The following is a 26,112-nucleotide window of genomic DNA, read 5'->3' as shown; positions in this document are numbered from 1 at the left end:
ACGCGGTTAGGCGCGGGTGCTCAGGCTGCTCGGCCGGATTCGAGAGTGAGGTCGGCGTCTTCGAAGGAGCAGGCGACGATGATGTCGGTGGAGGAGTGGGTCAGGATCGATAGCACGATGGTCAGGGCGACGAGGTGGAACACCTGGTCGGCGGCGGGAATGCCTGATTCGAGGACGAGGAGACCGTAGACCACGGAGGCGAAGCCTTTCGGGCCGAACCACAGTGCCGCGAGTTGTTCGCGGGTGCCAACGCCGGAGCGCAGGAACGAGACGGCCAGGGCGAGTGGCCGGGCGATGATGAGGGCGATGAGTGCGAAGATCCAGCCTTGCCGGGAGATCTCGGCGAGGAACTCGATCGAGATCAGGGCGCCGAAGCCGAGCAGCGCCGCGAGTTTCAGGGTTTCGGCGATGAGTTCACCGAAGTGCTCGAACGCGGAGCGTTGTGCTGGTCCGAAGGTGGCGACGGTGATGCCGGCGGCGAAGGCGGCCAGGAACAGGTTGCCGTGCAGGGTTTCGGCGAGCGCGAGGACGAGCAGGCCGATCGCGACGGCGTTGAGTGGTTCGTACTGGGTGGACGCGGAGAAGACCCGGGTCCGCTCGAGCCGGATCGCGATCCAGGGAACGCCGATACCGATGACGACACCTACGGCGAGTTCGGTGGCCAGTTCACCCAGATGCAGGTTGTCGTCGCCCGCGGCCACGGCGACGAAGACCATCACGAACGGCAGTGCCAGACCGTCGTTGACGCCGGACTCGACGCTCAGCAGGTGCCTGAGCCGGCCCGGCACCTCTTCTCGTTGCCGACCAGCGCCGAGGCGAAGACCGGGTCGGTCGGGGCCAGGATCGCACCGATGAGCAACGCCGCGGGCCAGTCCAGGCCCACGATGAGGTGCGCGGCGAGCGCTGTGATGCCCAGCGTGAGGGGCAGGCCCCAGCCCAGCGCGCACCCCGGAAGCCGCCACGCCGACCGCAGATCCGACCAGCCGACCCGCATTCCGTCGGTGAACAGCACCGCGAACAGGGCGAGCTGGGCCAGGACCGAGACGACCGGCGACTCCGGCCGCAGATCGAGCACGCCGGTGGTCTCCAGACCGGGCGCGAACCCGGCGGCCAGGAACAACACTGCGGTCGACAAGATGGTGCGGCCGGCGAGACTGGACACCAGAACCGCCAGCACAGCACGGCGGCGAAGCACATCAGTAGCATCGAAGCTCCAGGTCGACTCGAGCGCCGGTCAGGCCAGGACGAAGTAGCGCAGCCACAGGTACGGCGCCGCGACGACGATGGTGATCGCGGTGATCACCACGCCTTTGCGGGTGAACTCCCAGAAGCTGATCGGATGGCCGGCGCGCAGCGCGATACCGATCACGACCACGTTCGCGCTGGCACCGACCGCGGTGGCGTTGCCGCCGAAGTCGGCGCCCGCTGCCAGCGCCCACCACAGGGCATGGGCGTGGCTGGGATCGGTGACGCTCTTGGTGAGCTCCAGGACGACCGGGCTCATGGTCGCGACGTAGGGGATGTTGTCGACGATGCCGGACAGCACCGCCGACACGACCAGGATCAGCATCACCGCGAGCAGCGGTCTCCCGTCGGTCGCATTCCCGACCTGCCTGGCGAGGTCGCCGATCACGCCGGTCTTGACCAGAGCACCGACCATGATGAACAAGCCGGCGAAGAACAGCAGGGTCTGCCATTCGACGCTGGACATGTAGTCCTTGGTCGAGACACCGGAGGTCAGCACCAGCACGCCGGCCCCGAGCAGGGCCACCACCGAGGGCGCCACGTGGAACACCGCGTGCCCGACGAACCCGGTGAACACGGCCAGCAACACAACGCCGCACTTGATCAGCAGCCGCGTGTCCTGGATCGCCTCGCGTTCGTTCAGCCGCAGCACGTTCTCCACCTTGTCCGCCTCGACCGTGAACGATCCCCGGAACAGACGCGGCAGGACCAGCGTGAAGACGACCAGTTCGATCACGACCAGCGGCGTCATGTGGATCAGGAAGTCGTTGAAGGTCAGCCCGGACCGGCTGGCGATGATGATGTTCGGCGGGTCGCCGATCAAGGTGGCCGCCCCGCCGATATTGGAGGCGAACACCTCGGCGATCAGGAATGGGACCGGGTTGATCCCGAGCCGGTCGCACACCAGCAAGGTGACCGGCGCGATCAGCAGCACGGTCGTGACGTTGTCGAGGAAGGCCGAGGCGACGGCGGTGATCAGTGTCAGCAGGATCATCACTCGCAGCGGCGACCCTTTGGCGCGTTTCGCGGCCCAGATCGCGATGTACTCGAAGATCCCGGTGCGGCGCAGTACGCCGACGATGATCATCATGCCGAGCAGCAGAAAGATGACGTCCCAGTCGATCCCGGTGTCATGGGAGTAGAATGCGTGCTCGGAGTCGGTCACTCCGAGGGCCAGCAGGAGCGCCGCGCCACCCAGCGCGGCGAGGAGCTTGTGCGTCCACTCGGTCGCGATCAGGACATAGGCGATCACGAAGACGACGACGGCGATCATCGTCACGCGATCACCTGCGCGCCGCTCAGCGCGGTGTGACCACCAGTTCCAGCAGCCGTGACGCGGTGATCGCGCCGACGATCTCCTCGTCCTTCATCACCGCGACCAGCGGGCACCGCAGCCGGGCCATGATCGCAGCCACCTCCAGCACCGTGTCGTCGTGGTTGACGACCGGCAGCTCGACCGGCTCCGACGGCAGCAGTCTGCGGACGGTCACGTTCGCCAGCTTGTCCGCGACCTGGTCGGCCAGCGACTCGTCGATCACCCTGGCCAGTGACGGGTCGTCCTGGACATAGGTCGGCACCAGGAACCGCACCACCTGCGATGCCGGCAGCACCGAATGAGGGCGGCCCTTGTCGTCGACGACGATCAGGCCCGGCAGCCGCCGCGCGGCCAGCAACTCGACAGCCTCGCGGGCATCCGTGTCCAGGCTGACTACCGGGAAGTCCTCGGCCATCTGCTGTCCGTGCACAAGTGCACAATACGCCGCGGGTGCGCTGCCTACCCACAGTCGGCTGCTCGTCACCATGACGGCAGCATCTGAGCAGCGTCACATCGCCTCCGGGCTCGTCGACCAGCCCGCACCCCGGACGGGGACGGGCGCTGCCGACCAGACTTCCCGGCGCTCCGGGCCCAAGCCTCCTCTATCGGGACGCCCCGGTGCAAACACCAAGCCGATCACGGTAGCCGCCATGCACGCCTCCGGTCCGAGCGCATGGCCGCCGGCAACACCCAGATGAGTATCGAAGTCCTGTGACCTCCGCAGACCTTCCCCCTTACTCGCAGGTTGCCGCGACCGCGCGCGGCCTGATCACTCGGGCGGAGGTCGTGATCGCCGGTCTCTACGACGCAGACGGTGTGCTGACCGTCATCGGCCGCACGGTCCCGGTCAAACCGGACCGAGGCGCCCAGCTCGCCGCGGTCCTGAAACCAGGCCCCCGTGGCCTGGCGAGATCAGCTCGCAGCGCTGGGGCGGGGCCGACAGCAAGAAGCCACTCGTGAAGGTCCATCCGACCGTTGTCGTCGAGGTGACCGCGGACGCGGCGACCCAGGCCGGGCAGGTCCGCCACGGCATGCGCTACGTCCGGGTCCGGGCCGATCTACGCGCGGAGAATCTTCCGACACTTGGCCGTACCGACATTCGTGGATGACGCGAGCGCTAGGTGCCCGGCCGGTCGCTGGGGGTGCCGATCGACGCCGCCTGCGGCTTGCGAGACCGGTATGGACAGGTAGAGCATAGATGCGCGGCCAGCCGCTGACCTTGATGCGCGCCCCACACTCCGCGTCGTCGGTCCCCTCCCGGCGGCTGACCGCCCGCCGTATGAGCCCGCTCCCCTGTCGGTGCGTGAGGGGGTCAGCGGGGGAGCTGGCGGGTGTTGATCAGTTGCTGGGCGACGTCGCGCAGTTTGGTGTTGGTGTCTTGGGAGTAGCGCTTCAACACTACGAATGCGCGGTCTTCGTCGATGCTGTAGCGCTCCATGAGGATGCCCATGGCCTGACCGACGAGCTTGCGGGCATCGATGGCCAGCGCGAGGTTTTGTTCTTTGCCGGCGGTGGCCACGGCGACGGATGCGTGCCGGGCCAGGATCTTGGCGATCGCCTGGTCGTCGGTACCGAATGCGTCGGGTGCCGCGCTGTACAGACCCAGGACACCGACCGTTCCGGCCGCGGTGGTCAGCGGTACGTCGAGGACGCTGCGGACTCCGAGCGAGAGCACCTTGGCCGCCCAGTCGGGCCAGCGTTGCTCGGTCGCGGTGTCGCGGATCAGAACTGTGGTGTGCCGGTGCATCGACTCGAATAGCGGCCCTTCTTGGCGCGCCATCTGCCACTGGTAGATCTCTTCCACGACAGGATCCGTGGCCGCCGGGACCTCGGCCTGGTCGCGGGTGGCCAGGGCGAGGCCGGCGTGGGAACAGCGCAGCGCTTGCAATGCGAACTCGACCACTCCCTGGGCGGTCTCCTCAAGATTGCCGGACTCGTGCAGGCTCAGCGCCAGGTGCGCGAACCTGGCCGCTTCCTCGGTCGCGCCCTGGTCGGTCACGCCCCGGTCCGGGTCCTGACCCGGCACCCCAGCTGGCTCCTCCATGGCGTCAATCATGCCTTCGCCGTGACCGGTTCGCGCGTGGCGACGCCGACCTGATCGAGCAAGCACCTCCGGCGGGCCGCAGACGCGCAACCGCGACGCCTGCGACCCACCTGCCGCGCACTGGCTCGGTCACCGACGACATCGACGAAGGCCGCGAGTGCGTCGAGGTTCTACCAGCCGCGGGCGTACAGGGACTGGTGGTCCTCCCCTCCGTATAGTTGAGGACGGGCCTGTTCAGGCGGTCCAGCCCTCAGATTCATAGAGCGGTAGGCCCGCACGCGTGGGACCGTTCAGCTCCTCGATCAGCAACGCTACGCCGACTTCGCCCTTGTACAGGCTGTCGCGACGGAACGGGCGGTCGCGGATGCGCTCGGCAGCCCGGTCCGCGAGTAGGCGTGCGCGGATCAGCCAGCGCTCGTCGCTGCCGTGCCGATGCATGGTGGCTAGAGCGTAGGCGCGGCCGGCCAAGCCGCAACAGAGATCGCCGGGGGCGACATCCCCGCCCTCGTACGCGGTCCACGAGGCGGCTCGCGCGAGCTCGAGGTAGCGGTCGTCGCCGAGCAGCGCGTGAGCCGCGGTCCACAGCGGAACGTAGCCAGCTGCGCCATTGCACCAACTTGCGGCCAGCGTGTTCTCCAGGGTGGGAGCGTGTGCATCGGGCGGCCAGCACGCTGCCCGGCCCTCCCAGCGCGCCATGGTCGCGAGCTGGTCGAGCCGCTCGACGACCGCTTCCGACGGTAGCCTGCCCTGGACATCAGCCCAGCGCAGCAGCGCGTACAGCCATCCCGCCCACCCGTGCGCTGCCCCGAGCCGAGTCAACTCCTCGCCGTCAGCGATCGCCGGCGCGCGGTCGATCTCGGCAGCAATGCTCGTGGCGAGCTCATCGCCGAGTTTCGTCAGTTGCCCGCCGGCGTTGGCCGTGCTGCTTTGGGGAGTCTCATGCAGAAGGGCGCAGCCGAGCAGCAGGCCTGCCCGGCCGAACGCCACCTCGAGCGGGGGGCACGGCCGGCGGGCTGCGCGGACGAACGCCTCGACTGCCGAGCACCATGCCGGGCCGTCGTCCCGGCCGCCGGCGACAAGCGCCCGCACCGCGTGGACGCCGGCCTCGTGGTGGTAGAAGGAGCGGTCGCCGAGTGTGTCGCTGATGAGTTCGAGGTCGGCACTGGTGAATGCGTCCGGCGATGCGATGTGGGCCGCGGCGCGTTCGGCCCACAGGTCTGCGGCTGCTAGGAGCTCGCCGTCGCCGCGGATGGAGGCTATCCGCAGTAGCGCGTGCGCGAATCCAGCGGCTCCGTTCATCGCCGAGGCGGTGGGCGCGTCGATTCCGCTGGAGAGGAGGGCGTCGGGCATGGTCAACCTGCGGACGACGTCCGACACCAGCGCCCTTCCCGCTCCGTGTCGCCAGGGCTGCCGCGGAACGCCCGCGCCGGTCACGGCGCTCCGGACGCTCCGGAGCAGTTCCGCGACCGAGGTGAACCGATCCACCGGATCTTTGGCCAGTGCTCGTCGGAGCGATGCCACGAGCGCCTCAAGCCTGGAGACCTCGAGCTGGTCGAAAACGTCAGGTGTCTCGTCACGCAACTGGCGAAGCATCACGTCCCGCTCGAGGGAGAACTTGTGAGTGTGTCGGCCCGCGACGAGTAGGACGACGAGCGCCGCGATGCTGTACTGCTCGGCGGCCTGCGTGGGTGGCCCGGGATCACGTCTGTCCAACCGCGCGGCGGCGAACTCCGGCGCGGTGAACAGGTCGACCCCACCTACGGCCGCAGCAGGGACGCCGTCCGCAGTGGCCAGGCCGTAGTCGATGAGGGTGATGGCGCCGGTCGCGTCCACCAGAACGTTGCGCGGGTGGACGTCTCCGTGCAGCACGGACCGCGCGTGCAGCTGGGCATAGGCCTCCAGGATCTTCTCGACCAGGCCGAGCAGTGCTGGCCGGTCACCTGCCATGCGGTGCTCGGCCGCGGCCGTGGCCGCGTCGACCGCCGCGGACCAGGCCACTGCGAGCCACGGTCGCTCCTCAAATTCGCCCAGCCGTAGAACGGGCGGCCCGACCTGGCCACCCAGAAGACCGAGGATCTCCGCCTCATGCGACAGCAGCGCGCGCATCCGGGTCTCCGAGCCGGGCCTGGCGAGTTTCACCGCGCACGGTACGCCGTCCCCGGTGAAGGCCCGGTAGACCTCCGTGTCGAGGACGACATGCACGGCCTCGACAATCTCAAGCTCCCCGAGCCGGTCGCCGGGTCGCAGCGTAGTCGCGATCGGTTCGGCCAGCAGCGAGTCGGCGGTGACGAGCACGCCGTCGGTGATCATCGTGCCGAGCACGGCGAAGCTCTCGTCCAGCATCTCGCGCGCATCGAGATTCTCGGCGCCGCTGAACGCCAGCACCGCGTCGACAATCGTCGTCGGCGTACGGAAGCACTCAAGCAGCCGGGCGGTCGCACCGTCGACCAGGCTCGTTGCCGTACGCGAACCGTGCCGGGTGACGGCAAATCCGTCCGAATCGTTGGCCAGTTCCTCCAGCAGTGCCGGGGGCAGGTCCGCGACTGCGATGATCTGCACGTCGGCGGGAAGGATGAACGGCTCGGTGATCGACACGGTCCCTACCCTTCCGAGGCCTGGGGAACAACACCGTCGGCACGAGCCCACCCGACCGTGTCGACACCGTCGAAACGCAGCCGCTGCAGGGCGTAGCGCCAGGGCGGCGGGCCATTGGACTCCAGCCGACCCTGCACGAGATGCTCGGCCAGCCGCCCAGCCAGCCAGTACCGCCAACTCGTCCCTTCCGGGTCGACTGCCCACGACAGCAGCCCATCCTCGGTCACGGCCGCAGTGAATGGCACCCCCTGCGCGGGCACCCCACGCAGGCGCACCGAGAGATCCTGCGCCGTCGCATGCAAGGCGTCGAGGCCGTCGAAGTAGACGACAACCTTGTCGGGGCGGCAAATGCCGCCCAGGCCGACGCCGACCTTGAACGCAGTGGCCGACGGCGCCGAGCCGAGCAACTCGGAGAGCACCCAGAGCGTATCGCCGAGCGCCTCGACGGTAGGGCTGAGATAGAGCTTGACATTCGCACGCGAAGGACGACGACGCCCGACGGCACGCGGGCGCCAGTGCCGCCAATGCCGACCGTCCTTCGACGCCGGGAGCTCGGCCCACGCCGCGGCGAGCGCCCGCGTGACGCGGCCGGCGACGCCGAGCCCGATTGCATCGGACACCGCTGCCGTGTCAGGCATCAGCCGCCGCAGCTCCGGGCCGATTGGGCGCCGACCGAAACCATACAGACGGTGCACCAGCACGTCCTCGGAGGCGATCCCGAGCTGCTGACCATACTGAAGCGCGGTAAGTGACAAAGCTCCGATTCGCCCGCGACCGATGAGCGGCTCGTGCGGAGCGAGCAATGCGGCTGCCGCCCCGCCATGTCGCCATTCGCCCTTGTGCTCGAATTCCAGCACACCGTCCAGGACCAGCCGCGCCACGGTGCCGGACACCTCCCGACCAAGGCTGGCACGCGCATACTCCGGCAGCGGGCCGGCCTCGGCCAGCGTCAGGAAGAGCAACGCCGTGTCCGGCGAGACAACTCGAGGCGGAAGCCCGGATCCAGTCATCGGCCGCAACACACCGTAGGGCACGTCACCTGCGGCCGCGAGTGCGTCGCGAACCTCGGCCGCGCAGCGTTCCCAGGCGACGAGCTCGTACCCGCGGCCGGATCGAAGCATGCCTGCCGCGGGATCAGGTACGTCGACTGCGGGCGTCGCCACAGTGGTTGCGTCTACTGGTCGACCTGCGACCGTGACAGTGCCTCTTGCGCCCGATCGCACTCCACCAACTGGGCCTCAAGGGCCTCGCGCAGCATGGGGAGCATCTCTGCCGGGACGGCATACAGCAGCTTCGGCTCGGAAAACTGATCCATACAGGAGTCGCTCCAGCACCAGCCGTCGGTGACGACCTGATGGGCGGCGGCAAAGCAGTCCAGGGTGTCGATGTCGGCCGCACCGAAGTCAAGGGCGACGGGTAAGACTCGAGGCTCGTCAGCTCCGACGACGTCGCCGCCGGGCAGCACGACGCGCAACTTCTTGGCATTGAATGGCATCGCTAAGCTCCGTCCCCGTCAAGGGCGTGCCGTCGCGCGACCGCCACCTCGGCTTCCTTGACCATGGCCAGGCGCAACTCGAGCGTGCGCCGCAGCGTGATCAGGGACTCGGGCGTCACTAGCACGGTGTCCGGGTCGACGCCACGGTCCTCGCTGAGCGCCGCGCACCGGGTTGGGAGGACGGAAACCAGCGGGCACTGTGCAATCGGCACCTGCACGAACCGCGTCTCCGAGGGATAACGGCAGAAGGTCGGCGGCACGACCTGGACCGTCTCCTCGATCTCGGATGTCTCCCCTCGACAGGGGACTTGGACATACAGCCGCTTCGAATCAAAGGCCACCGAGGCTCCCCCCATCGGCTCCCGCTCCCCCACGGCGCAGGATGTGAGGTAGATCATACAGCTCTGCGTCACTCTGCGCGACAGATCAAGCGACACACCCGCGGGCAGCGGCGGCGTCCCGAGCCGAGCAGACGCCAACACGGGCTACTGCGGCATCGGTGGGTGCTGCGCGGCCACCCGGTGCATACGGTGCCAGCGATCGCCAGAGCGACGCCGGCCAGGGCGATGAAGGTACCGACGGCCAGCTCGTCCTCCACCGCCGCCGCGATCGCGAGGGCCCGGCGATCGCGGCGAGCACGGACGCCACGATGCCGAGGGTGGTGGTCATCCGCCCACCGTGCCAGCCAGCGGCACCGGCGATCAGCAACCCTGCGGCCAGCACAGTCACGGCCGTCCAGAAAGCGGTGAGCGCGGGCTGGAAGTCGCCCGCCGAGTCGCCGGAGATGATCTCGTCGCCACCTTGGCCGTCCATCGGAAACGCGAAGCACAACAGCAGCAGGGCGCCGGCCATCGCCCAGCACACCCTGGTCGCCTTGCTCGAAGAGGGGTCGGGGATCAGGCCAGTGGTGATGATGTGTGACAGTGGGGTGAGTCGGCCGCCGAGCTCGCCGAGGCTATGAAACGAAAGAATGGTGGGCAGGGCCCGGCTTCCGATCTCGGGCACGTGATCAGCGTCCGAGACAAGATTCGGCACGGTGCCAGCCCGTGGCTCTATGTCGGCCTTCGCGATCCGTCCGGACGCCTTGGACGGGCCCCTCGGACGCCGGCTCGCGGTGCTGGACGGGCTGCGTTGCTGATGGCAACGGCATGCGATAGGAGCTCAGCTCCTCACGAGCGCGGCACTGGAGGGCGCCTTGTCAACGTCGCGAACACGGAAGCGGCCGCGGCGAGGGTGAGCAAACTAGTCCAGTAACCGGTCCGACGCGATGATCGTCAGGTAACTACGGTGTCGGGCGATCGTGATGGGCCAGGATTCTCTCGATGTCCCACGCGTGGTGGGCGGCGTCGTGGGCGTTGTTCCGGGCGACGTCATCGGCCCGCTGGATCCCGCGAGTCGAATGCTCGAGCACGAGGTTCTGTTCCAGCGCGGCGGACACCGATTCCACCCAGGAGTCGGCCGCTCGCTTGAGCGACCACAAGGCTCCTGCCAAGGACGCGTCGTTGTAGCTGCGCGCGTGCGCCAGAAGGTCTTGGTCGTATCCCGAGACATTTCGGTGGCCGGACAGGCGGGCACCCGCCAGCCTCTCAGCCCAGTTGCGCAGATTATCGGTAACGTGGCAGACGTAGGCGACGACATTCCAGGCCAGTTCCGGATGCCGCTCGTCTCCTTGGCGACCGTCCACCAGAACCCCATACCTCGCGGGCAGACGCTTCACCCATTCCAGAGCCTCAAGAGGCGTCAATGACCAGTCGAAGCCGCAGTCCCGGCACGGGTTCCCGTACAGACTTGCTCCCCAGCGTTCCACGGGATCCGAGCGTACCCGCGTCCACGTATCAAAGCCGACTGCGTTCCACCACTTGGAGCGTGACGGGATCGCCCTCGCTGCTTCTCTATCCGAGCTCACGGCAGGCGGCGGAGCGCATGATCAACGGCGTCAACAACAGCATCTCCCCTCGGTGCCCGAGCGGCGAGTCAGGTGGATCTCGATTGCCTCCCGCCATGCAACTGGCAGGCAATCGAATCCGATGAGTAGCTCGCAGCACTCAGCTAGCCGGCCGCACCAGCCGGCGATCTGGCCCCGACTAGCCTTCCCCAGGGTCCAGGAGGCGTTCCTCCCAGTCAGCGCTGCGGACCGCGGCTCAGCACGGAGAAAGCAGCTTCGGCCATCACTTCGTAGCCGCGGTCGTTCGGATGAAGGTGGTCGCCGCTGTCGAAGGTGGGCAACATGCGGTCCGGGTGTGCAGGATCTCGAACGACTGCGTCGAAGTCGATGACAGCGTCGAACGTGTGGGTGTCGCGGATCCAGCTGTTCAGCACCTGCCGGACTGCCTCACCGCGATGACTGTAGCTCGCGAACCCGCCATACGGCAGCAACGTTGCCCCGATGACGCGGATGCCGCGGCGGTGTGCTCCATCGATCAACGCCCGATAGGCGGCAATCATCTGTTCGGCGCTAACGGTGGGATTGGGCTCGAGGCAAGAGAAGCCGTTGGCATCGCTCATCCAGATGTCGTTGATGCCCTCCAGCACAATCAGCGTGCCTACTTCGGGTCTGTCAAGGACATCGCGGTGGAAACGGGAGAGTGCACTATTTCCGAAGCACCGCGAATCATTCAACAGCCGGTTCCCGAAGATGCCTTCGTTGACGACTGCTACTGCATGCCGGCCGCGCCCGAGGAGGTCGGCAAGGACGTCTGGGTACCGGTTGTCGAGATCCACGGTGGAAAACGCGCCGTCGGTAATTGAGTCGCCGAAGGCCACGACCGTCTGACTCATGACGCCTGCGCCCCTCACGTCTACTCCGACAAGGTAATACCACGAGTGTGAGCGGGCGGTGAACGCAGTGGCTTGTCTGTCGGAAGCATGGTCGCCACTTGAGCGGTAGCTTGTTGCAAGCGCGTAGTAGTGGAAGGTGGCTGGTCCAGTCGGCCCGCTAAGGTACATGGAGACCGTGAGGTGTTCTCCTGCACGCACCCGCAGAGGAACGGCGTCACTGCTGGCTCTGCCACCGCGTGGGATCGTGACTGTACGGGCGCCATCGAACCGCAGTACTCGCATGGACTGAGACTGTACGGCCGCGCCCGCGCTGCTGCGTGCGATCGTCGCGGATGCGATATGAAGCGGACGGCCGCCGTACTGGTTGGAGAGCTGGATGCGGACCTGCGTCCCACCTGCGGTCACCCGTACGACTTGGCGGACGGTCTGGTCGGCGAAGCCTTTCTCGGACCAGTTCGGCTCGAAATAGGTGGGATCGAGCGACAGTCCTGCAGCGCCAGTGGCCCGCTGAGCCGCCGTAGTCCAGGCGCCCGCCCATCGAGTCTGCTGCGCGAGACTTGTGACCCCGGTGGACGTTGACGAAGGAACCAGCCCGACGAATCCGGCAATAGCCCCGGCCGTCATGACCCACTTCTTCATGCTGTCGTCCTCCTCCGGTGCTTGACTGCGGTGGTTGCCGCGAGCAATGTAATCGCCGCGGTGACACCGATGACGAACCACAAGCCGGCGCGATAGCCGCCGACCTCGGCGTTGCTTGCGTAAGTCAGCACGGTTGCAGTGACCCCGACGACAAGCCCGATGCCGATCTGCGACGCGGCAATGAAGATCCCGGAAGCCAGGCCCTGTTCATCCGGTGCAGCGGAGGCGACCGCTGTGATGTTCATAGCGGGATAGGCAGCAGCGAAGCCAACTCCACCGAGAATCTGCTGTACGACGAGCAGCGGGTAGATCGACACGTGTCCCAGACCGATGACAAACCAGACATAGCTGACGGCTTGCAAGGCCAGACCAACTGTTGCCAGGGGCCAAGCACCGCGACGACTGACGACGTCGGCGAACCGGCGGGCAGCGACACCCACGATGAGTCCGCCGATCACGAACGCCGCCCCGGCTTGCCACGGAGACCAGCCGAGGCGGTCTTGGTAGTACAGCGTGGAGACGAACTGGAACGCAACATAACTGCCTTGGAACAGCATGCAGGTGTTGGCCGCCGCAAGCTGTGGGCGCGCGAAAATGCCTAGCGGGATGAGCGGCGCCCGGACCGTCCGCTCGATCATGATGAATGCCGCGATGAGCAGGACGCCGGCCAGAGCCGCACCGATCGTCAGCGGGGCCACCCAGCCCGAGTCCGCGGCACGACTGACGGCGAAGACAGTCGCGAGCAGACCAAGGGTTACCGTGACGGCGCCTGGAAGATCAGGCCGCTGCTGTCTCTCACCGCGTTGCCCGGGCACGATGACCGCCCGGGCCATGATCGCGACAACGAGCGCGATGAGGGCAGGCATGAACATTGTGAGTCGCCATGATGCGGTCGCGAGGAAGCCCCCGGCGACCAGGCCGAGGACGAAGCCGATCGATGCGATCGCCAGATAGTGGCCGAGGGCACGATTGCGATCGCGCTCATCCCGATATGTGTCCAACAGGATCGCCAACGCGGTAGGTGCCGTGAAAGCCGCACTCACTCCCTTCAAGAGTCGCGCACCAACAAGTGGCTCTCCCGCTGTGACGAGTCCGCCGGCAATGCTTGCGATCGCGAAGATCACCAACCAGGTCACCAGCAGCCTTCGCCGCTCGAGGAAGTCGGCAAGCCGGCCACCGAGCAGGAGAAACCCACCAAATCCGAGGACATACGCGCTGACAACCCATTGCAGCGCCGACGGCGACATGCCCAGGTCGGACTGGATCTTCGGCAGCGCCGGGCCCATGCTCGCGATGTCCATCGCATCGAGGAATTGAACCGCACAGACGATGAACAATATGAGACCTGCGCGCTTGGCGGCCTCGGACCTTCGTGCCGGGGCACCGACATCGTTCAGAGTTGGATCCGTCATAGATCGTCCTTGCAAGAAGGTTAATGGACCGATCGGTCCCGGACCGATCGGTCCCGAATGTAGGCGCGTTGCCGCTCTGTGTCAAACTTGAGAGACGAGGTGGCGGTCGCCTCGCCGGATGCGGACGGAGCAGAAGTGGCACGGAGACCAGCCCCCGGCACGAGAGAGCGCATCCTGAAGGTGGCCACCGAGCTCTTCGGCAAGCACGGCGTGCGCGCCGTCGGCATGCAGCAACTCGTCGACGAGACTGGTATCGGCAAGAGCCTTGTCTATCGAGAATTCACCGGCAAGGACGACCTGGTCGTGGCATGGTTGCATCAGATGCGCGCGGTGTGGTGGGACATGTCCGCCGAGGTGGTCGCGCGCTATCCCGACGATCCCGCGCGGCAAATGCTCGGCATAGTGGAGATGGTCCACGAGCAGGTTGCGGCAGAGGGCTACTTCGGCTGCGTGTACCACACCACCAGTAGCGAGTTCCGGGATCCGCAGCACCCCGGACACCAAGAGTCGGTCCGGCATGCCCGCGAGATCCGCGAACAACTGCGTGGCCTTGCTTCCGCGGCTGGCGTTGTCGACCCCCATCGACTCGCAGACGAACTGCTTCTCATCATTGACGGCATCTATGCAAGTGCCTCAGTCCTCGGTCCGTCCGGCCCGTCGCGAATCGGCGTCGAACTGGCCAGTCAGCTCATTCAGCAACACTGCTCCGACGCGCTACCAGCAATCACGACCATCGGCCACTGACCGGCTGCCGGTGGTCGACCCGCGGGTTGCCTCAGACCTCGCAGATCTCGATGCCGAGTCCGCACGCACCCATCGACGTCGGTTTGGCGGTGGCCACACTGCCGAGTGCCACCGCTCCCCCGGTCACCTCGACGGGTCACAGTGTGTCGCCGATCCATGGGGGCCGGTACTGCTGCGGCAGGAGTGGGATGCAGATCGTCGTCGTAGCACCGAGCCGGTGGACCGCATCAAATCTGGCGGCTATACAACAATTCGGTGCCGCAGGCCTCGTAACCCAGCCAGTTGTTGACGGCCAGCATCGGTCGGTTCGCTGCGTCGTTGCTGGTGTAAGCCACCGTGACTCCGCCCGCCGCTGCCCTGCGTAGCGCAGCGGACTTGGCCATCCTGGCCAGGCCCCGGCCACGGTGCTCCCGAAGCGTGCCAGTTCCGCCCGACCAGACGCGGTACGAACCGTGGTCGGCCTCGATCAGGGTGTAGGCCACAGGTGCTCCGTCGAGAAGCACCACCGTGCTGGCATCGAGATCGGTCTCCGGCGCCTGCCAGATGTCGGCGAGCCACTCCCCGTACGGCATCGCGTCAACGGCGATGTCGTTCGGTTCGTCGGCCGTCGCAGCGGCAGTCACGTGGTGCACGCCGACCGGCCCGACCTCGGCCCACGAAGCGATCGTCGCTCCGTCCGGCATCGGGGGCGCCTCCGGCAGTGCATCGATGTCAGTGAGGTCCAGCCGCGAGAAGCGCAAGTCCCGAGTGTGGGTCAGTCCCCGCCGCCCGCACCACGCGACGGACTCCGGATCGTCGACCGCCCAACCCTGCACCCGCTCCGCGCCGCGATCTCGCAGATGCTCAAGGAGCGCTTCATAGAGGGCTCCTCCGATGCCGCGACCGCGTCGCGCGGGCTCGACCATGACGAACCCCGACGAAGCCCCTCGCTCGGAGGTCCACGTGTCCAGGCTGGCGTGTCCGGTCCCGACGATTTCGCCATCGAGTTCAGCGGCGAGCACGAGCAATCCGGATGCATCGGCCGCGGACTGCCACCAATGCCGGACCGCGGCCGGGGTGGTGACCCGGTACGGCGTAACCCGCCGGCGCAGATCGACGAAGTGCACCGCGTCATCAGGTCGCACCAACCGTATAACGAGACTCATGCTAAACGTCTACCATTCCGCGCAGCCGAATTGTCGGATCGCTGACCTTGCAACATGCCGCCGGACTCTCAGTTGATCGTGTACGACCGACGCCCAGAGGTCCGGCCGCGCAACCGACGAATCTGGCCGTGACCGTCGACCAGGGCGACGCTGTCGCCACGCGTACCTGAGCCGGGGCTTGGCGGTCAACCTCTTCACATTGCCCGGGTTAAAGTTTGTCATCGGCAACTAGTTTTGATCGAGTCGCCTTTCGGGGACGACCAGTACTTGTCATCCTCGGTCATCCACAGCCTCACCCATCACGTCCTGCACCCGCTCTCTCGGAGCCTCACGCCACCTCACGGCTATGGAATCGGGACCGGGCCGCCGCGCCATGAGGGCATTGGTCGCCGACCGGTCGCGATGTCGAAGGCCGCGACAGCCAGCAGCCTGGTGGAGTCGAGCAGGGGCAGCGAGGCCGCGTCCCCGCTGATCAGCAGCGGGATCTCCGTACAGGCCAGTGCCACAACATCACAGCCGTCCTTCTCCAGACCCCTGATCACCTGCAGGCACTTTTCGCGTGATGCCTCCGAGATGACGCCGTTGACCAGTTCTTCATAGATGATCCAGTCGACTAGTTCGCGCTCGTTCGGCGACGGGACTACATGGCGTATTCCCCGAGCAGCAAGCGCCCGCCGGTAGATCGGGCCATCCATCGTCAGTTTGGTGCCCAATACACCGACCACCCGCCGCCCGTCCCGCACTGCTTGCTCGGCAACGACGTCCGCAATGTGCAGACCAGGCAATGGCAGTTCTACACCAGGCTCCTCCAGTGCCAGGTGCGCGGTGTTGCACGGGCACACGAAGAAGTCTGCTCCGGCACTGACGAGCCGGTCGACACTCTGCGCGAGCACCGTTCGGACGGAGGCATAGTCGCCACTCTCCCAGGCGTGAAGACTACGTCCCAACGCGATGCAGTCAAGGGTGACATCGGGGTGATGGTGCGGACCGATCACACGGAACCCCTCCTGACAGAAGGTCAGGAAACACAGCGCAGCGCCTTCCACAGTATGAGCAAGGATGCCCGCATGGCGAAGCTCCGCGGAGCCTGCCACGACGCTAGCTGCCTCACTCACCGACGTCGGCGATGACAGCTCCCCAGTTCCCATGATCACAGATCCTCCCTTACGACAAACGAACTGTTACGCCCGCGCCGCTTCACGTCCAGTTCAAACTTTGAACTGCACCGTTCCTGCTCACGGGTCGACACTTGCACCTATGGACATGTCAGCTTCTGTGCCTCGCACCGTTCTGGATCGGATCGGCAATACGGCGTTGCTGCCCCTGCGCCGACTCACACCGCGCAACGGATCTCGAATCCTGCTCAAGCTGGAGGACGGCAATCCAACTGGAAGTATCAAGGACCGTATGGCGTTGGCGATGATCGAGGCCGCGGAAGCCGACGGCCGGCTTCAGCCAGGAGGCAGGGTGGTCGAATACACCGGTGGCAGCACAGGCGTCTCACTCGCCCTGATATGCGCGGTCAAGGGATACCCCCTCGACATCGTCAGCTCGGACGCGTTCGCCGCCGAGAAGCTCGCCCACATGCGGGCCCTCGGCGCCGAGGTACATGTGATCGCCAGCGATCAGGGGCGCATGACGGAGAAACTCACGCGTGACATGATCGAAGCGGCCCGAGTCATCACGACAGACACGGGTGGCTTCTGGACCGATCAGCTCAACAACACCGACCAGTTGCAGGCCTATCACACGATGGCCGACGAGATTTGGGCTCAGACCGACGGTCGGCTGGACGCGTTCGTGCAGATCGTCGGTACAGCGGCGTCATTGCGAGGCAACGTCGAGCAGCTGCGGAAGTACAACGACTCGATCACCATGGTCGCGATCGAACCTGCCGAGTCCGCCGTCCTCTCCGGGCGCCCGACTGGTGCGCACAAGATCGACGGCGTCGGCGCCGGCTTCGTAGTACCGCTGTGGGACGACTCTGTGGCCGACGCGATCGAGCTGGTCTCGACGGAGGAGGCGACGGCGATGGCGGTGCGGCTCGGTACGCAGGAGGGCCTGCTCGCCGGCACGTCGACGGGAGCCAACGTCGTCGTCGCATTGCGCATGGCCGAACGGCTCCCCCCGACCTCGACGATCGTCACGGTGATGTGTGACACCGGCATGAAATACCTGAGCAAATGAATGGATGTGCCCAAATGTGTGACCGCATAGAGGTGAGCCGGAGCCTGCGGTGGAGATGGTTCGTGGATGACGTTCGGGAACACTGGCGCATGGTGTGGCGGCTCTACGTGAGCCGTGCGTACGGCTGGGGTCGGCGATGATCGTCATTACGTGCTCGGTGTGTGACCGGCGGATGCTGTTGCCGATGAGCATGGTGACCAGCCTGGACCGCCGGATCGATCTCAGCGGTCAGATTGTGTTCGAGCTCACCTATACCTGCTGGTGCGGTGCTCCCGGCGCGAAGCTCGTGAAAGGGCCGACGCCGGCCAAGTAGAGGTCGGCCAGGTGCCCGTGGCTCAGGTGGTGCGTGTCATCACCAGAGTCGGTTCCTGCGGTACCAAACCTCGCCGAGTGCTATCCCCGTCGCTCGGGTCACCACAGCGCCTGAGGTGGGCGATGACTTCGACGAGCAGCACGCCGAGATCTACCCTGGCCTCACACAACCTCCGCGCCGTGTCCGGATGCGCCGGTTGGCTTCACCTAATCCGGTGAGACGGCTCATGGTGCTATCCCGCCGGCTGCGGCCGCATCATCGGGTAGTCAGGGCGCGGAACACCTTGAAAATCATCTGTCCCTGCATCCACTCGTCGATCCCGCTGTCAGAACTGATGTGGCCGAGCGCCCCCGCATTGACCATCGGAATTTCCCACTGCAGCGCCATCTGTTTGGCTGCTTTGGGCGCGCAGTAGGGGTCGTCGTCGCTGCAGACGATCAACCCTGGGACCTCGATCGATCGCTCATGCGCGGCAAGGAAGGTCGACGCCGCCGCCGGAAAGGAGCGGGCGTAGCGATCGGGTGGCGTCACCAGGAACGCGCCATGAATGGGATCGTCCATCCCGGTCGCGATCCAATGAGCCACAGCCAGACAGCCCAGGCTGTGGGCGACGATCATCACGTCCTTCTCGGCGCGGACCTCTCGGTCGATGGCTTCGCACCAATCGTCCAGATCCGGCTCCGTCCAGGAGCTCGGTGCAATCCTGGAGGCCTCGTCGCCCCACTTCGTCTGCCAGATGGTCTGCCAGTGCCCGTCGTCAGAATCACCGATTCCGGGCACAATCACGAACCGCACGAGTTATCGCCAATCTTCCAGGCCGAGTAATGCGTGCTACACCGCGCCTTTGTCAGCCAGCTCGGCCAATACCTGTGCGTGACAGGGAAGCGGCGCGCACCAGCAGCCGAGCCGACGTCCGCGCAGCTCAGCCACCCGAGCCAGAAGATGAGGCTGCTCAAGCAGCCACGTCTTGTACTTCTCGATCACCTGTTCCCGGCTGCCGTCTGCGCCGGGCCGGTAGGGGCTGGCGAACGGCGACGCGTCCAGGTGCCAGCCTCCTCGGTACGTCGCCCGGCCTACGTAGACGACATCGGCGTACTCCGGGTCATCACAGTGCCCCTTCAGGTTGACCACCGTGGTGCGCTGCGTCTTCATCCGGCTCTGCTACTCCGTTGTTGTTCGGACGAGTAAGTCCAGTCCAATCCGGTACGGCGATCGTTCCGGGCTGCTGGTCATTTCCATGTAGCGAGCCGACGTGTCATTGGCCGGCGATGGTTCTTGCCTTCCGACCGACTGTCGCCGGTCAACGCAGCGATACGACGATCTTCCCGCTCTGCGTGTTGCTCTCCATGTAGCGCTGAGCGTCCGCGTATTGCTCGAGGCCCCTGAAGACGCGGTCGATGCGAGGGCGCAATTGCCCGGTCCGAAGCCCCTCCAGCAGGAAGGCCGTCCCGCGAGCAGTCGCGTCGTGATCGCGCGGAAGACCTAGTTGTGGATGGCCGGTGAAGTCATAGATCTTGTAGCCCGCATACAGCCGAATAGTGCGGGCGAAGGTCGACGCCAGAGGCAGCGGGGTGACCTCGCCGTTGGTTGTCCCGAGTGCGCCATACACAATGATGTGGCCACGCACACGCGTCGCGAGCGCAAGATGCTCGAGTCCGGGCCCGGCGACCGCGTCATACACCAGGTGCGCACCTCTGCCGTCGGTGATCTCCAGTACTCGAGCAGCCACATCCTCGCCGTCCAAGGCAATAACGTGGTCGAATCCGGCCGCAGCGAGTTGGGCCGCCTTAGATCTGGTGCGCGTCGTCGCGATGGCTATCGCGCCTCGCATGTGTGCGATTTGAAGCGCGGCGAGCGCTGTGGCGCTACTGCCCGCGGTCATGACCACGGCGTCGCCAGGTCCCGTCTTCGCCACCTCGACAAGCGCAAAGTAGGCGGTCAGCACGGTCGTGTTGACCGCAGTTGCCTCTTCGGGGCTGAGTTCGGACGGGTACTCGATCAGTCCGTCCTCGGGGTAGACGGCTGTTTCGCCATGATTTTGGTAGGTGTTCAGGCTCGCGATCGGAAAACTGCTTACACGCGATCCGATACGTAGGCTGGTGACGTTCGGTCCAACCGCCTCGACGACACCGGCGAAGTCGTACCCGATGCCGGCGGGAAGACGAGGGTCCTCGATGTACGCGCCCATACGCCACAACAGGTCGGCACGGTTGAGTGCGAGCGCCTCGACTCGCACGCGCACCTCGTTGCCCTCCGGCTCGACCAGCGGCACCTGGTCAACCGTAAGTACCTCAGGTCCGCCGGTCTCATAGAAACGAACAACTTTCGAATGCTCCACAATGCAGGTTCACCTTCTGTTGTTGATCACGCAGCTATGTGTCGCCCTCTCAATTCCGGGACAGACACTCGGCGCACCCGTCCCGATCAACCATGGGCCAACCAACAGCACCATCAGGTCTGCACAAGCGATACGGCTAGTTCAAACTTTGAACCGCCGTTGTGCCCTGCGAGTGCATCAGGGCGCGCTGGACTCGCTCAGCGATCGCTCGAGCACGAGATGGCCTTGGTCACGATCTGTGGTGGCTGCCCGAGACGGCCGCCCAGCCTGCCAGACCCAGATAGACGACTCCGGACGTACGCCGCACGCGGCGTTGCAAGTTGTGGTTGCCGCGAACGCGGCCCGCAATGAGCCCCGATGCAGCGCACCACAAGGCATCACAACAGAATCCGCACGCAGCGAAGACAAGCCCCAGGGCCACCAACTGCGGTACCCCCGGTGCGTGCGGGTTGACGAACTGTGGCAAGAACGCGATGAAGAAGACAGCGACTTTCGGATTGGAGATACCCAAGACGAACCCTTGGCCGAACTCACGGCGTCCACGGGGGCGGCTGTGTAGCTGGCACTCGTCGATGCCTGGCCCCGGCTCTTCTAAGTCGCCCCGGGTCAGCGCTCGGATGCCCAACCAGCAGAGGTAGCAGACGCCTCCCCACTTCAGCAGTCCGAACAATGTGGTGCTAGCTGCGATGACCTGGGAGAGACCGGCGGCTGTCAGAAGGCCGAACGTCGTAGTGGCGGCCTCGACCCCGAGTGCTGATCGCCAGGCGGACCACGGCCCGAATGTGACCGCCCGTGCAAACAGGAACACGACGTTGGGGCCGGGCAACAACGCGAATCCAACAGAGGTGGCGACGAACACGATCCAGGTCGACTCCGAAGGCACGTCCACATTATTGCTACGGCCAACACCCGCCACAACCGGTTCCCGGCGGAACAACCAGAGGGAGCTGACGGTCGACCGCCAGAGGGTGGCGGCAAGGAGATGCCTTCCGCGAGCGCTCAGTTCCCGAACCCGCCGCTGTCTACACTTGTGAGGATTTAGCTCACGAGACGACCACGATTGCCGGGAGGACCGCCGAAGGATGGACATCGTTGCTGCTTCGGCTCGAAGGAAGACGCTCGTCGCCTGACGCCAAATGCGCGAGCCGGCGAACGTGGAGACCCAACGCTCCGAAGGCCGTTACGACGGCAGCGCTTACCTGGTAGCGCCGCGAGGCTTGGCGGGCCGAGCGACCGCAGAGCGACGAGTTGTCGCGGATGGCGACGGTACCCGCAGAGTCGGGGGTAGGTCGCCCACTCATACGTGGTGGCTGACCAAGGCGCTCTGCCCCCTGGTGCAAGCCAGGCTCTACCGAGGGACTCCATCTGCTGGGACGAATTGCATCAGCGTGTGGCGACGCTCAGGCATCGGCGGCGAGCCGAGTGTCGAGCGACGCGCAAGACGGCGCCCATCGCATAGCGCGGAGCTCCAATAGAAGGGAAGCTGCCCATCGGCGATCTCGGTCGGGCTCGAACGTGTCCGAACGGCGCGCCGGCTTCGTCGTTCTGCTAGAGCCGGCCAGGGCGACGCCAAGGAACATCGGCCGAAGGGCTGCTGAACAAGGCACGCGACCGGACAAGGTGTCCGCTCGGTACCATGATGTGATGGCGAAGTACGGACAATTCTGCGCCGTTGCGCGCGCCCTGGAGGTCCTAGGCGAGCGATGGACGCTTCTCATCGTCCGAGAGCTACTTGTCGGCGCGAGGACTTTCACCGAGATCCGGCGGGGACTCCCGAGACTTCCACGTGCAACTCTGTCGGCGAGGCTTCGAGAGCTATCGAAGGCCGGACTCGTCGAGTCTACCCAGGATGGCCATGAGCTGACGCCGACGGGCGCCGCACTCGCGCCAGTAATCAGAGAGCTCGCCAGGTGGACCACGCTCGAACATGGTGTCCCTTTGGATAGCGATCATCTCGACACAAACGCGCTCACATGGGACATGCAGCGGCGGGTAGACACCGACAGCCTGCCTACACGGACCGTCGTGCTTGCCATGGACTTCGTCGATCGAAAACCTTCGGACAAATACTTCTGGTTGCACCTGTCGCGCTCGGAGGTCAATCTCTGTCGTGAGGACACGGGCGCACCAGTCAATATCTGGATCCAAGCACCAACCGAACCCGTCACGCGCTGGTGGCTCGGCGAACTCACCTGGCTTCAACTCCGGCGACGCCAAGACGTATCCATCCACGGCGACCAACGTCTCATCAGCCAGGCCCAGCGTTGGTTCATGCGCTACCTCTTCACGCCCGACTCCCTCATGTGACTCAGCTTGAGGTGTGGACTGCCACTGCGAATGGATCTGCCGACAAAATCGAGCGACACCCTCTACTTCTTGCACCCCGGCGTTTGGAAGTGCGTCACTCATGCGGCGAGCACCTGGAAGCTCGCGGCAGCGCCAACGAGATGATGCCACTGGTCTTGGCGGACCTCGATCTTGCTCAGGCTACGAGCTTCAACAGAGTCAGATCGGGCGACCAGTCGGACAAGGTCACGATGATGACGCGGTCCTCAGCCTCCGCAGCGTTTGGTGGCTGACGCATAGAGTTGAGTGCGTGCTGTTGAAATGGATCCGGTGCACGGTCGGCGATCGGGCGAGATTCGACCGTGGGCAAAGGGCTTGGGCTGATCTCACTGGCTTCGCAGGATTTCTTGGTCAACGAGGCGGTTGGGACACGAGTAACCCGAACATCGCCCACATCTTCGGCCTGTGGGCGAGCCCGACAAGCTACGAGGCGTTCATGAGCGGGCCACACGATCTGTTCGCCACGCGCCAGGTTGGCACGTTTGCCACGATAGACGTGCAGCTGTACGAGACACTGCAGAGCATCGGCCACCCTCCTGAACGCGTAGTTGGTCAGGAGATGCTGCACGTGGCGCGCTGCGACGTCGACCCGCAACGCGTTCGGCACTTCACCGACGTCCAGGCATCTGTCTGGAATCCAGGCTTACTCCGTGCGCCCGGCTTCCAGGGTGGGCTCCTAGCTCAGCGGGAATTGAACGAGTTCCTGGTTGTGACTCAGTGGGAGACCGCAGAGGCCCACGACGAGTACCGGCGAGGGCATTTCCCTGGACTGCGCGAGCGCGCCGAGCCAGCTCCCGATGCGCAGTGGATCGTCGGTCACCAGATAGGGATCCAGCCGGCCTGGTACGTGCCGGAGACAACCTAACCCCGTCAGCCGTTGTTGGGCCGACTGTCATCGTGCTTCACCGAAGCGCGCGGTCGCACCATAGGCAGACCCAACAGTAGCCCGCTCCGGCCGTTGCATTGCTTGTGGGTTTGCTCTGTCTTGACTGGGGCACGGGTGGTACAAGATCGAACAAACATCCGTTTGGAGGAGGACAACTCGTGTCCGAGCAGAACGGGACTCGCGTGTGGTTCGTGACCGGTGCATCGAGCGGCTTCGGGCGCGCGATCTGCAGGGAAATCCTCGACCGCGGCGACCGAGTAGTTGCCACCTCTCGCGATCCGGAATCGCTGGACGCCCTCGGCGACGGGGCACTAACCTCACGTCTGGATGTCACCGATCCCGACGACGCCCGCGCCGTCATGCAGAAGGCAGAGCATGACACAGGTGGCGTCGACGTAGTGGTCAACAACGCCGGCTACGGGCACATCGGAGCGATCGAGGAGCTCGCTGACGACGAACTGCGCCGTCAGCTCGATGTCAACTTGTATGGAGTGATCAACGTTACCCGCGCCGCGCTGCCGTACTTCCGCGCCCGCCGATCGGGCCGCTTCGTCCAAATGTCTTCGCTCAACGGCATCGAGGCACTTCCTGGCGGGGCCTACTACACCGCCAGCAAGTTCGCGGTCGAAGGCTTCTCCGAGGCACTCGCCGCCGAAGTCGCGCACCTCGGCATCGGAGTCACCATCGTCGAACCCGGTCCACACCGCACGTCGTTCGCCAGCACCGGTTCGATGCAGTCATCAACACCGATGTCTGCATACGCCGAGAGCGTCGGAGAAGTCAGGCAGCTCCTCGCTCAGCTGGACGGCAACCAGCCCGGCGATCCGGTCCGAGCTGCACAGGTGATCGTCGAGATGGCCGCCACCGACCATCCACCACTACGGCTGCCACTCGGAACCATGGCCCACGACCACATCCGAGACAAACTCCGGCAGCAACTCGACGCCCTGGAGGCTGTCGCCCCATTCGGCGCTACCGACTTCCCCGGCAACTGACCCGAGCCGATCGCCACCGCCCACTCGACCAAGTGATCTACCTTTGGAGGCGGTAGCCCCCAAGGCGCATTCGTTGGCTAGTGGTTGACGCCCCCTAACAGACATCCCCGCGCGATGACAGCGCGGGAGGGAAGCCGAACCGAGTTACCAGAGTGGGATCGCCGAAGGAGACGATCCGGCTGATGCCTTCTGTTGTGACAGTCAGAACCACGACGCCGTACGCCTGGTAGGACCCAGCACGACTCCGAGTGTAGGCCGCCACGGCGGGCTGCCCGTTGGCGCTGGTGGCGAGCATGCGCCAGTCGTTGGGGGCACCCAGAACCCGGTCTCGGAGGTAGGCCACGCAGGCCACCCGGCCGGCGAACCAGGTACGCAACGGCGTTGCCTCGAGCGTCGCGTCGCGCACCAGCAACCTTTCAAGCGCAGCGGCGTCAGCGTTTTCGAACGCTGCCATGTACTCATCCAGCACGAGTCTGACTTGAGGTGCATCCGGCTCGGTGATCTGTTCAGCCGTCAGCGCCAGCTCTCTCAGGCGGGAGCGGGCACGCTGCAACGCGCTCTTGACTGTGGCAGTTGTGGTGCCGAGCATGCCCGCGACCTCGCTCGCGGGGAAGGCCAGAACATCTCTCAGGATCAGGACCGCTCGCTGCCTGGGCGGGAGGTGCTGGAGGCTCGCGACTAGAGCCAGCCGAAGGCTTTCGAGGGTGGCGATGATCGTTGCGGGATCAGCTGATTGCGGGGTCACCATCGCATCAGGTACGGGCTCGAGCCAGTCCACTTCAGGTTGGGCCTCCTCCGGCACCAACTCTGGGCCCGGTTCGGGGTCGTACTGGTCTGATGGCAGCACTCGCCGACTGTGTTTGGTCAGCGCGGTCAGGCAGCAATTGGTTGCTATCTGATACAGCCAAGTCCGCACCGACGACCGGCGCTCGAATCCGTCGTAGAAGCGCCAAGCACGCATGTAGGTCTCCTGGACCAAGTCCTCGATCTCCACGACCGAGCCAACCATGCGGTAGCAATGCGCGAGCAACTCACGCCGGAACGGCTCTGTCTCCTCGATGAATGCCGTGGCGTCGCTCATTACTCAGACGGCGCGCCCGAGGAAGGCGGCGAGCTGATCGGCAGGGCCGGCGCCGGCCGGAGCCACCTTGGCAGGTCCGAACAGCGCGTCTCCGTCCGCCCCTCGCAACGAATCGGTGATCGCGAGCCTCGCCTGCGCCAGCAAGTCCGAGGCGAGTCCGGGATCCAAGTCCGTGGGATGACCAATCGCACGCGCCAAGTCCCAGCCGTGAGTGAACTGCTCCATGGCAGCCAATCCACGCAGGACCGCCCCAGGAAACTCCCCGAACGGGAGCGGCACTGTCTTCTGTAGTGCGCCGTCGGCTTCGAACGCTTTGGTCGCGATCCGTATGCTCTCCTGGTACTCGGCGACGAAGTCCCCGACGGCGTAGTCCACATCACCGACCTCACCAACTTCGGCGATGGTCGCGGCCCACCACCGCGCCGTACCGACGAAGTGATTGACCAGTGCGCGAACGTTCCAAGATGCGCAGGGTGTTGGTGCGCCCAGTTGCTCACGCCGAACCTTGCCCAGAACGGTCAGAGTACTCTCGAATGCGCGGTCCAACTCCATCG

26 protein-coding genes and 1 pseudogene are annotated in these 26,112 nt (G+C 65.6%); 7 read left to right on the top strand and 20 right to left on the bottom strand.

The genetic code is table 11. The features are described from left to right. Positions 1-20: 20 nt before the first annotated feature. From E0H73_RS46750 to E0H73_RS39950, 3 genes and pseudogenes are all read right to left on the bottom strand, one after another. A pseudogene (locus E0H73_RS46750) lies at positions 21-1,123 on the bottom strand (cation:proton antiporter). Positions 1,124-1,234: 111 nt separating this feature from the next. Further along, a complete protein-coding gene (locus E0H73_RS39955) occupies positions 1,235-2,518 on the bottom strand; it encodes an ArsB/NhaD family transporter (RefSeq protein ID WP_131365642.1) in 1,284 nt (427 codons plus the stop codon). 25 nt (positions 2,519-2,543) lie between these two features. Continuing rightward, entirely contained in the window at positions 2,544-2,990 is a 447-nt protein-coding gene (locus E0H73_RS39950) for a CBS domain-containing protein (protein WP_131365549.1), read from the bottom strand. Positions 2,991-3,516: 526 nt separating this feature from the next. On the opposite strand from E0H73_RS39950, the gene E0H73_RS46260 reads away from it, so the two are divergent. After that, on the top strand, positions 3,517-3,669 hold the full coding sequence (locus tag E0H73_RS46260; protein WP_165556023.1) for a hypothetical protein: 153 nt from the start codon (positions 3,517-3,519) through the stop codon (positions 3,667-3,669). Between the two features lie 203 nt (positions 3,670-3,872). On the opposite strand, the gene E0H73_RS39945 is transcribed toward E0H73_RS46260, so the two are convergent. From E0H73_RS39945 to E0H73_RS39905, 9 genes are all read right to left on the bottom strand, one after another. After that, positions 3,873-4,604 (bottom strand): ANTAR domain-containing protein, encoded by a 732-nt coding sequence (locus tag E0H73_RS39945; RefSeq protein ID WP_238164580.1) that lies wholly within the window; start codon positions 4,602-4,604, stop codon positions 3,873-3,875. A gap of 234 nt (positions 4,605-4,838) precedes the next feature. Continuing rightward, complete coding sequence (locus tag E0H73_RS39940; protein WP_131365545.1) at positions 4,839-7,199, bottom strand: lanthionine synthetase LanC family protein; 2,361 nt, start codon at positions 7,197-7,199, stop codon at positions 4,839-4,841. 5 nt (positions 7,200-7,204) lie between these two features. Beyond that, positions 7,205-8,161: a hypothetical protein gene (locus tag E0H73_RS39935; RefSeq protein ID WP_131365543.1), complete on the bottom strand. Its 957-nt coding sequence runs from the start codon at positions 8,159-8,161 to the stop codon at positions 7,205-7,207. Between the two features lie 212 nt (positions 8,162-8,373). Then, a complete protein-coding gene (locus E0H73_RS39930; RefSeq protein WP_131365541.1) occupies positions 8,374-8,694 on the bottom strand; it encodes a hypothetical protein in 321 nt (106 codons plus the stop codon). 2 nt (positions 8,695-8,696) lie between these two features. After that, complete coding sequence (locus E0H73_RS39925; protein ID WP_131365539.1) at positions 8,697-9,092, bottom strand: hypothetical protein; 396 nt, start codon at positions 9,090-9,092, stop codon at positions 8,697-8,699. A 28-nt stretch (positions 9,093-9,120) separates the two neighbouring features. Further along, positions 9,121-9,699: a hypothetical protein gene (locus E0H73_RS39920; RefSeq protein ID WP_131365537.1), complete on the bottom strand. Its 579-nt coding sequence runs from the start codon at positions 9,697-9,699 to the stop codon at positions 9,121-9,123. A 277-nt stretch (positions 9,700-9,976) separates the two neighbouring features. Continuing rightward, positions 9,977-10,501: a hypothetical protein gene (locus E0H73_RS39915; protein ID WP_131365535.1), complete on the bottom strand. Its 525-nt coding sequence runs from the start codon at positions 10,499-10,501 to the stop codon at positions 9,977-9,979. Positions 10,502-10,815: 314 nt separating this feature from the next. Beyond that, positions 10,816-12,111: an SGNH/GDSL hydrolase family protein gene (locus E0H73_RS39910; protein WP_202867805.1), complete on the bottom strand. Its 1,296-nt coding sequence runs from the start codon at positions 12,109-12,111 to the stop codon at positions 10,816-10,818. Beyond that, complete coding sequence (locus tag E0H73_RS39905) at positions 12,108-13,448, bottom strand: MFS transporter (protein WP_165556022.1); 1,341 nt, start codon at positions 13,446-13,448, stop codon at positions 12,108-12,110. Before E0H73_RS39905 ends, E0H73_RS39910 begins: the two co-directional genes overlap by 4 nt. A 255-nt stretch (positions 13,449-13,703) precedes the next feature. Here E0H73_RS39905 and E0H73_RS39900 point away from each other — a divergent pair, with 255 nt between their 5' ends. Then, the gene (locus tag E0H73_RS39900; protein WP_165556021.1) at positions 13,704-14,267 is read left to right on the top strand and encodes a TetR/AcrR family transcriptional regulator; all 564 of its coding nucleotides are present in this window, start codon (positions 13,704-13,706) and stop codon (positions 14,265-14,267) included. A gap of 227 nt (positions 14,268-14,494) precedes the next feature. Here the strand turns inward: E0H73_RS39900 and E0H73_RS39895 are convergent, their stop codons facing one another. After that, a complete protein-coding gene (locus E0H73_RS39895; RefSeq protein WP_131365529.1) occupies positions 14,495-15,412 on the bottom strand; it encodes a GNAT family N-acetyltransferase in 918 nt (305 codons plus the stop codon). Between the two features lie 344 nt (positions 15,413-15,756). Continuing rightward, a complete protein-coding gene (locus E0H73_RS39890) occupies positions 15,757-16,560 on the bottom strand; it encodes an aspartate/glutamate racemase family protein (protein ID WP_131365639.1) in 804 nt (267 codons plus the stop codon). Between E0H73_RS39890 and E0H73_RS39885 the strand changes: the two genes are divergently transcribed. Continuing rightward, positions 16,559-17,599, top strand: coding sequence for a PLP-dependent cysteine synthase family protein (locus tag E0H73_RS39885; protein WP_202867803.1), 1,041 nt, complete (start codon positions 16,559-16,561; stop codon positions 17,597-17,599). The genes E0H73_RS39890 and E0H73_RS39885 overlap by 2 nt on opposite strands. Positions 17,600-17,783: 184 nt before the next feature. Next, positions 17,784-17,912, top strand: a complete 129-nt coding sequence (locus E0H73_RS48125) for a hypothetical protein (RefSeq protein WP_272949188.1) — start codon at positions 17,784-17,786, stop codon at positions 17,910-17,912. Positions 17,913-18,167: 255 nt separating this feature from the next. Here the strand turns inward: E0H73_RS48125 and E0H73_RS39880 are convergent, their stop codons facing one another. The 4 genes from E0H73_RS39880 to E0H73_RS39865 all read right to left on the bottom strand — a co-directional run bounded on the left by E0H73_RS39880 (position 18,168) and on the right by E0H73_RS39865 (position 21,133). Next, positions 18,168-18,707 carry an RBBP9/YdeN family alpha/beta hydrolase gene (locus E0H73_RS39880; protein ID WP_131365527.1) on the bottom strand — a complete coding sequence of 180 codons (540 nt, stop codon included), beginning with the start codon at positions 18,705-18,707 and terminating at the stop codon, positions 18,168-18,170. Between the two features lie 36 nt (positions 18,708-18,743). After that, the gene (locus tag E0H73_RS39875; RefSeq protein ID WP_131365525.1) at positions 18,744-19,064 is read right to left on the bottom strand and encodes a DUF4326 domain-containing protein; all 321 of its coding nucleotides are present in this window, start codon (positions 19,062-19,064) and stop codon (positions 18,744-18,746) included. Between the two features lie 148 nt (positions 19,065-19,212). Then, on the bottom strand, positions 19,213-20,184 hold the full coding sequence (locus tag E0H73_RS39870) for a zinc-dependent alcohol dehydrogenase family protein (RefSeq protein ID WP_131365523.1): 972 nt from the start codon (positions 20,182-20,184) through the stop codon (positions 19,213-19,215). Between the two features lie 295 nt (positions 20,185-20,479). Then, complete coding sequence (locus tag E0H73_RS39865) at positions 20,480-21,133, bottom strand: LysE family translocator (protein ID WP_165556020.1); 654 nt, start codon at positions 21,131-21,133, stop codon at positions 20,480-20,482. A 761-nt stretch (positions 21,134-21,894) separates the two neighbouring features. Between E0H73_RS39865 and E0H73_RS39860 the strand changes: the two genes are divergently transcribed. From E0H73_RS39860 to E0H73_RS39850, 3 genes are all read left to right on the top strand, one after another. After that, a complete protein-coding gene (locus E0H73_RS39860; RefSeq protein ID WP_202867802.1) occupies positions 21,895-22,557 on the top strand; it encodes a winged helix-turn-helix transcriptional regulator in 663 nt (220 codons plus the stop codon). Between the two features lie 289 nt (positions 22,558-22,846). Continuing rightward, positions 22,847-23,461: a DUF4937 domain-containing protein gene (locus E0H73_RS39855; protein WP_165556019.1), complete on the top strand. Its 615-nt coding sequence runs from the start codon at positions 22,847-22,849 to the stop codon at positions 23,459-23,461. 179 nt (positions 23,462-23,640) lie between these two features. Further along, positions 23,641-24,477 (top strand): oxidoreductase, encoded by an 837-nt coding sequence (locus tag E0H73_RS39850; protein WP_131365515.1) that lies wholly within the window; start codon positions 23,641-23,643, stop codon positions 24,475-24,477. A 94-nt stretch (positions 24,478-24,571) separates the two neighbouring features. Here the strand turns inward: E0H73_RS39850 and E0H73_RS39845 are convergent, their stop codons facing one another. Both E0H73_RS39845 and E0H73_RS39840 read right to left on the bottom strand, forming a co-directional pair. Beyond that, a complete protein-coding gene (locus E0H73_RS39845; protein ID WP_131365513.1) occupies positions 24,572-25,558 on the bottom strand; it encodes an RNA polymerase subunit sigma-70 in 987 nt (328 codons plus the stop codon). A gap of 3 nt (positions 25,559-25,561) precedes the next feature. Further along, positions 25,562-26,110 carry a TIGR03086 family metal-binding protein gene (locus E0H73_RS39840; RefSeq protein WP_131365511.1) on the bottom strand — a complete coding sequence of 183 codons (549 nt, stop codon included), beginning with the start codon at positions 26,108-26,110 and terminating at the stop codon, positions 25,562-25,564. Between the last annotated feature and the right edge of the window lie 2 nt (positions 26,111-26,112).

Origin of the sequence: Kribbella pittospori, assembly GCF_004331465.1 — a bacterium.
GTDB classification, from domain to species: Bacteria; Actinomycetota; Actinomycetes; order Propionibacteriales; family Kribbellaceae; genus Kribbella; species Kribbella pittospori.
This window is presented reverse-complemented; position numbering and strand designations above follow the sequence as displayed.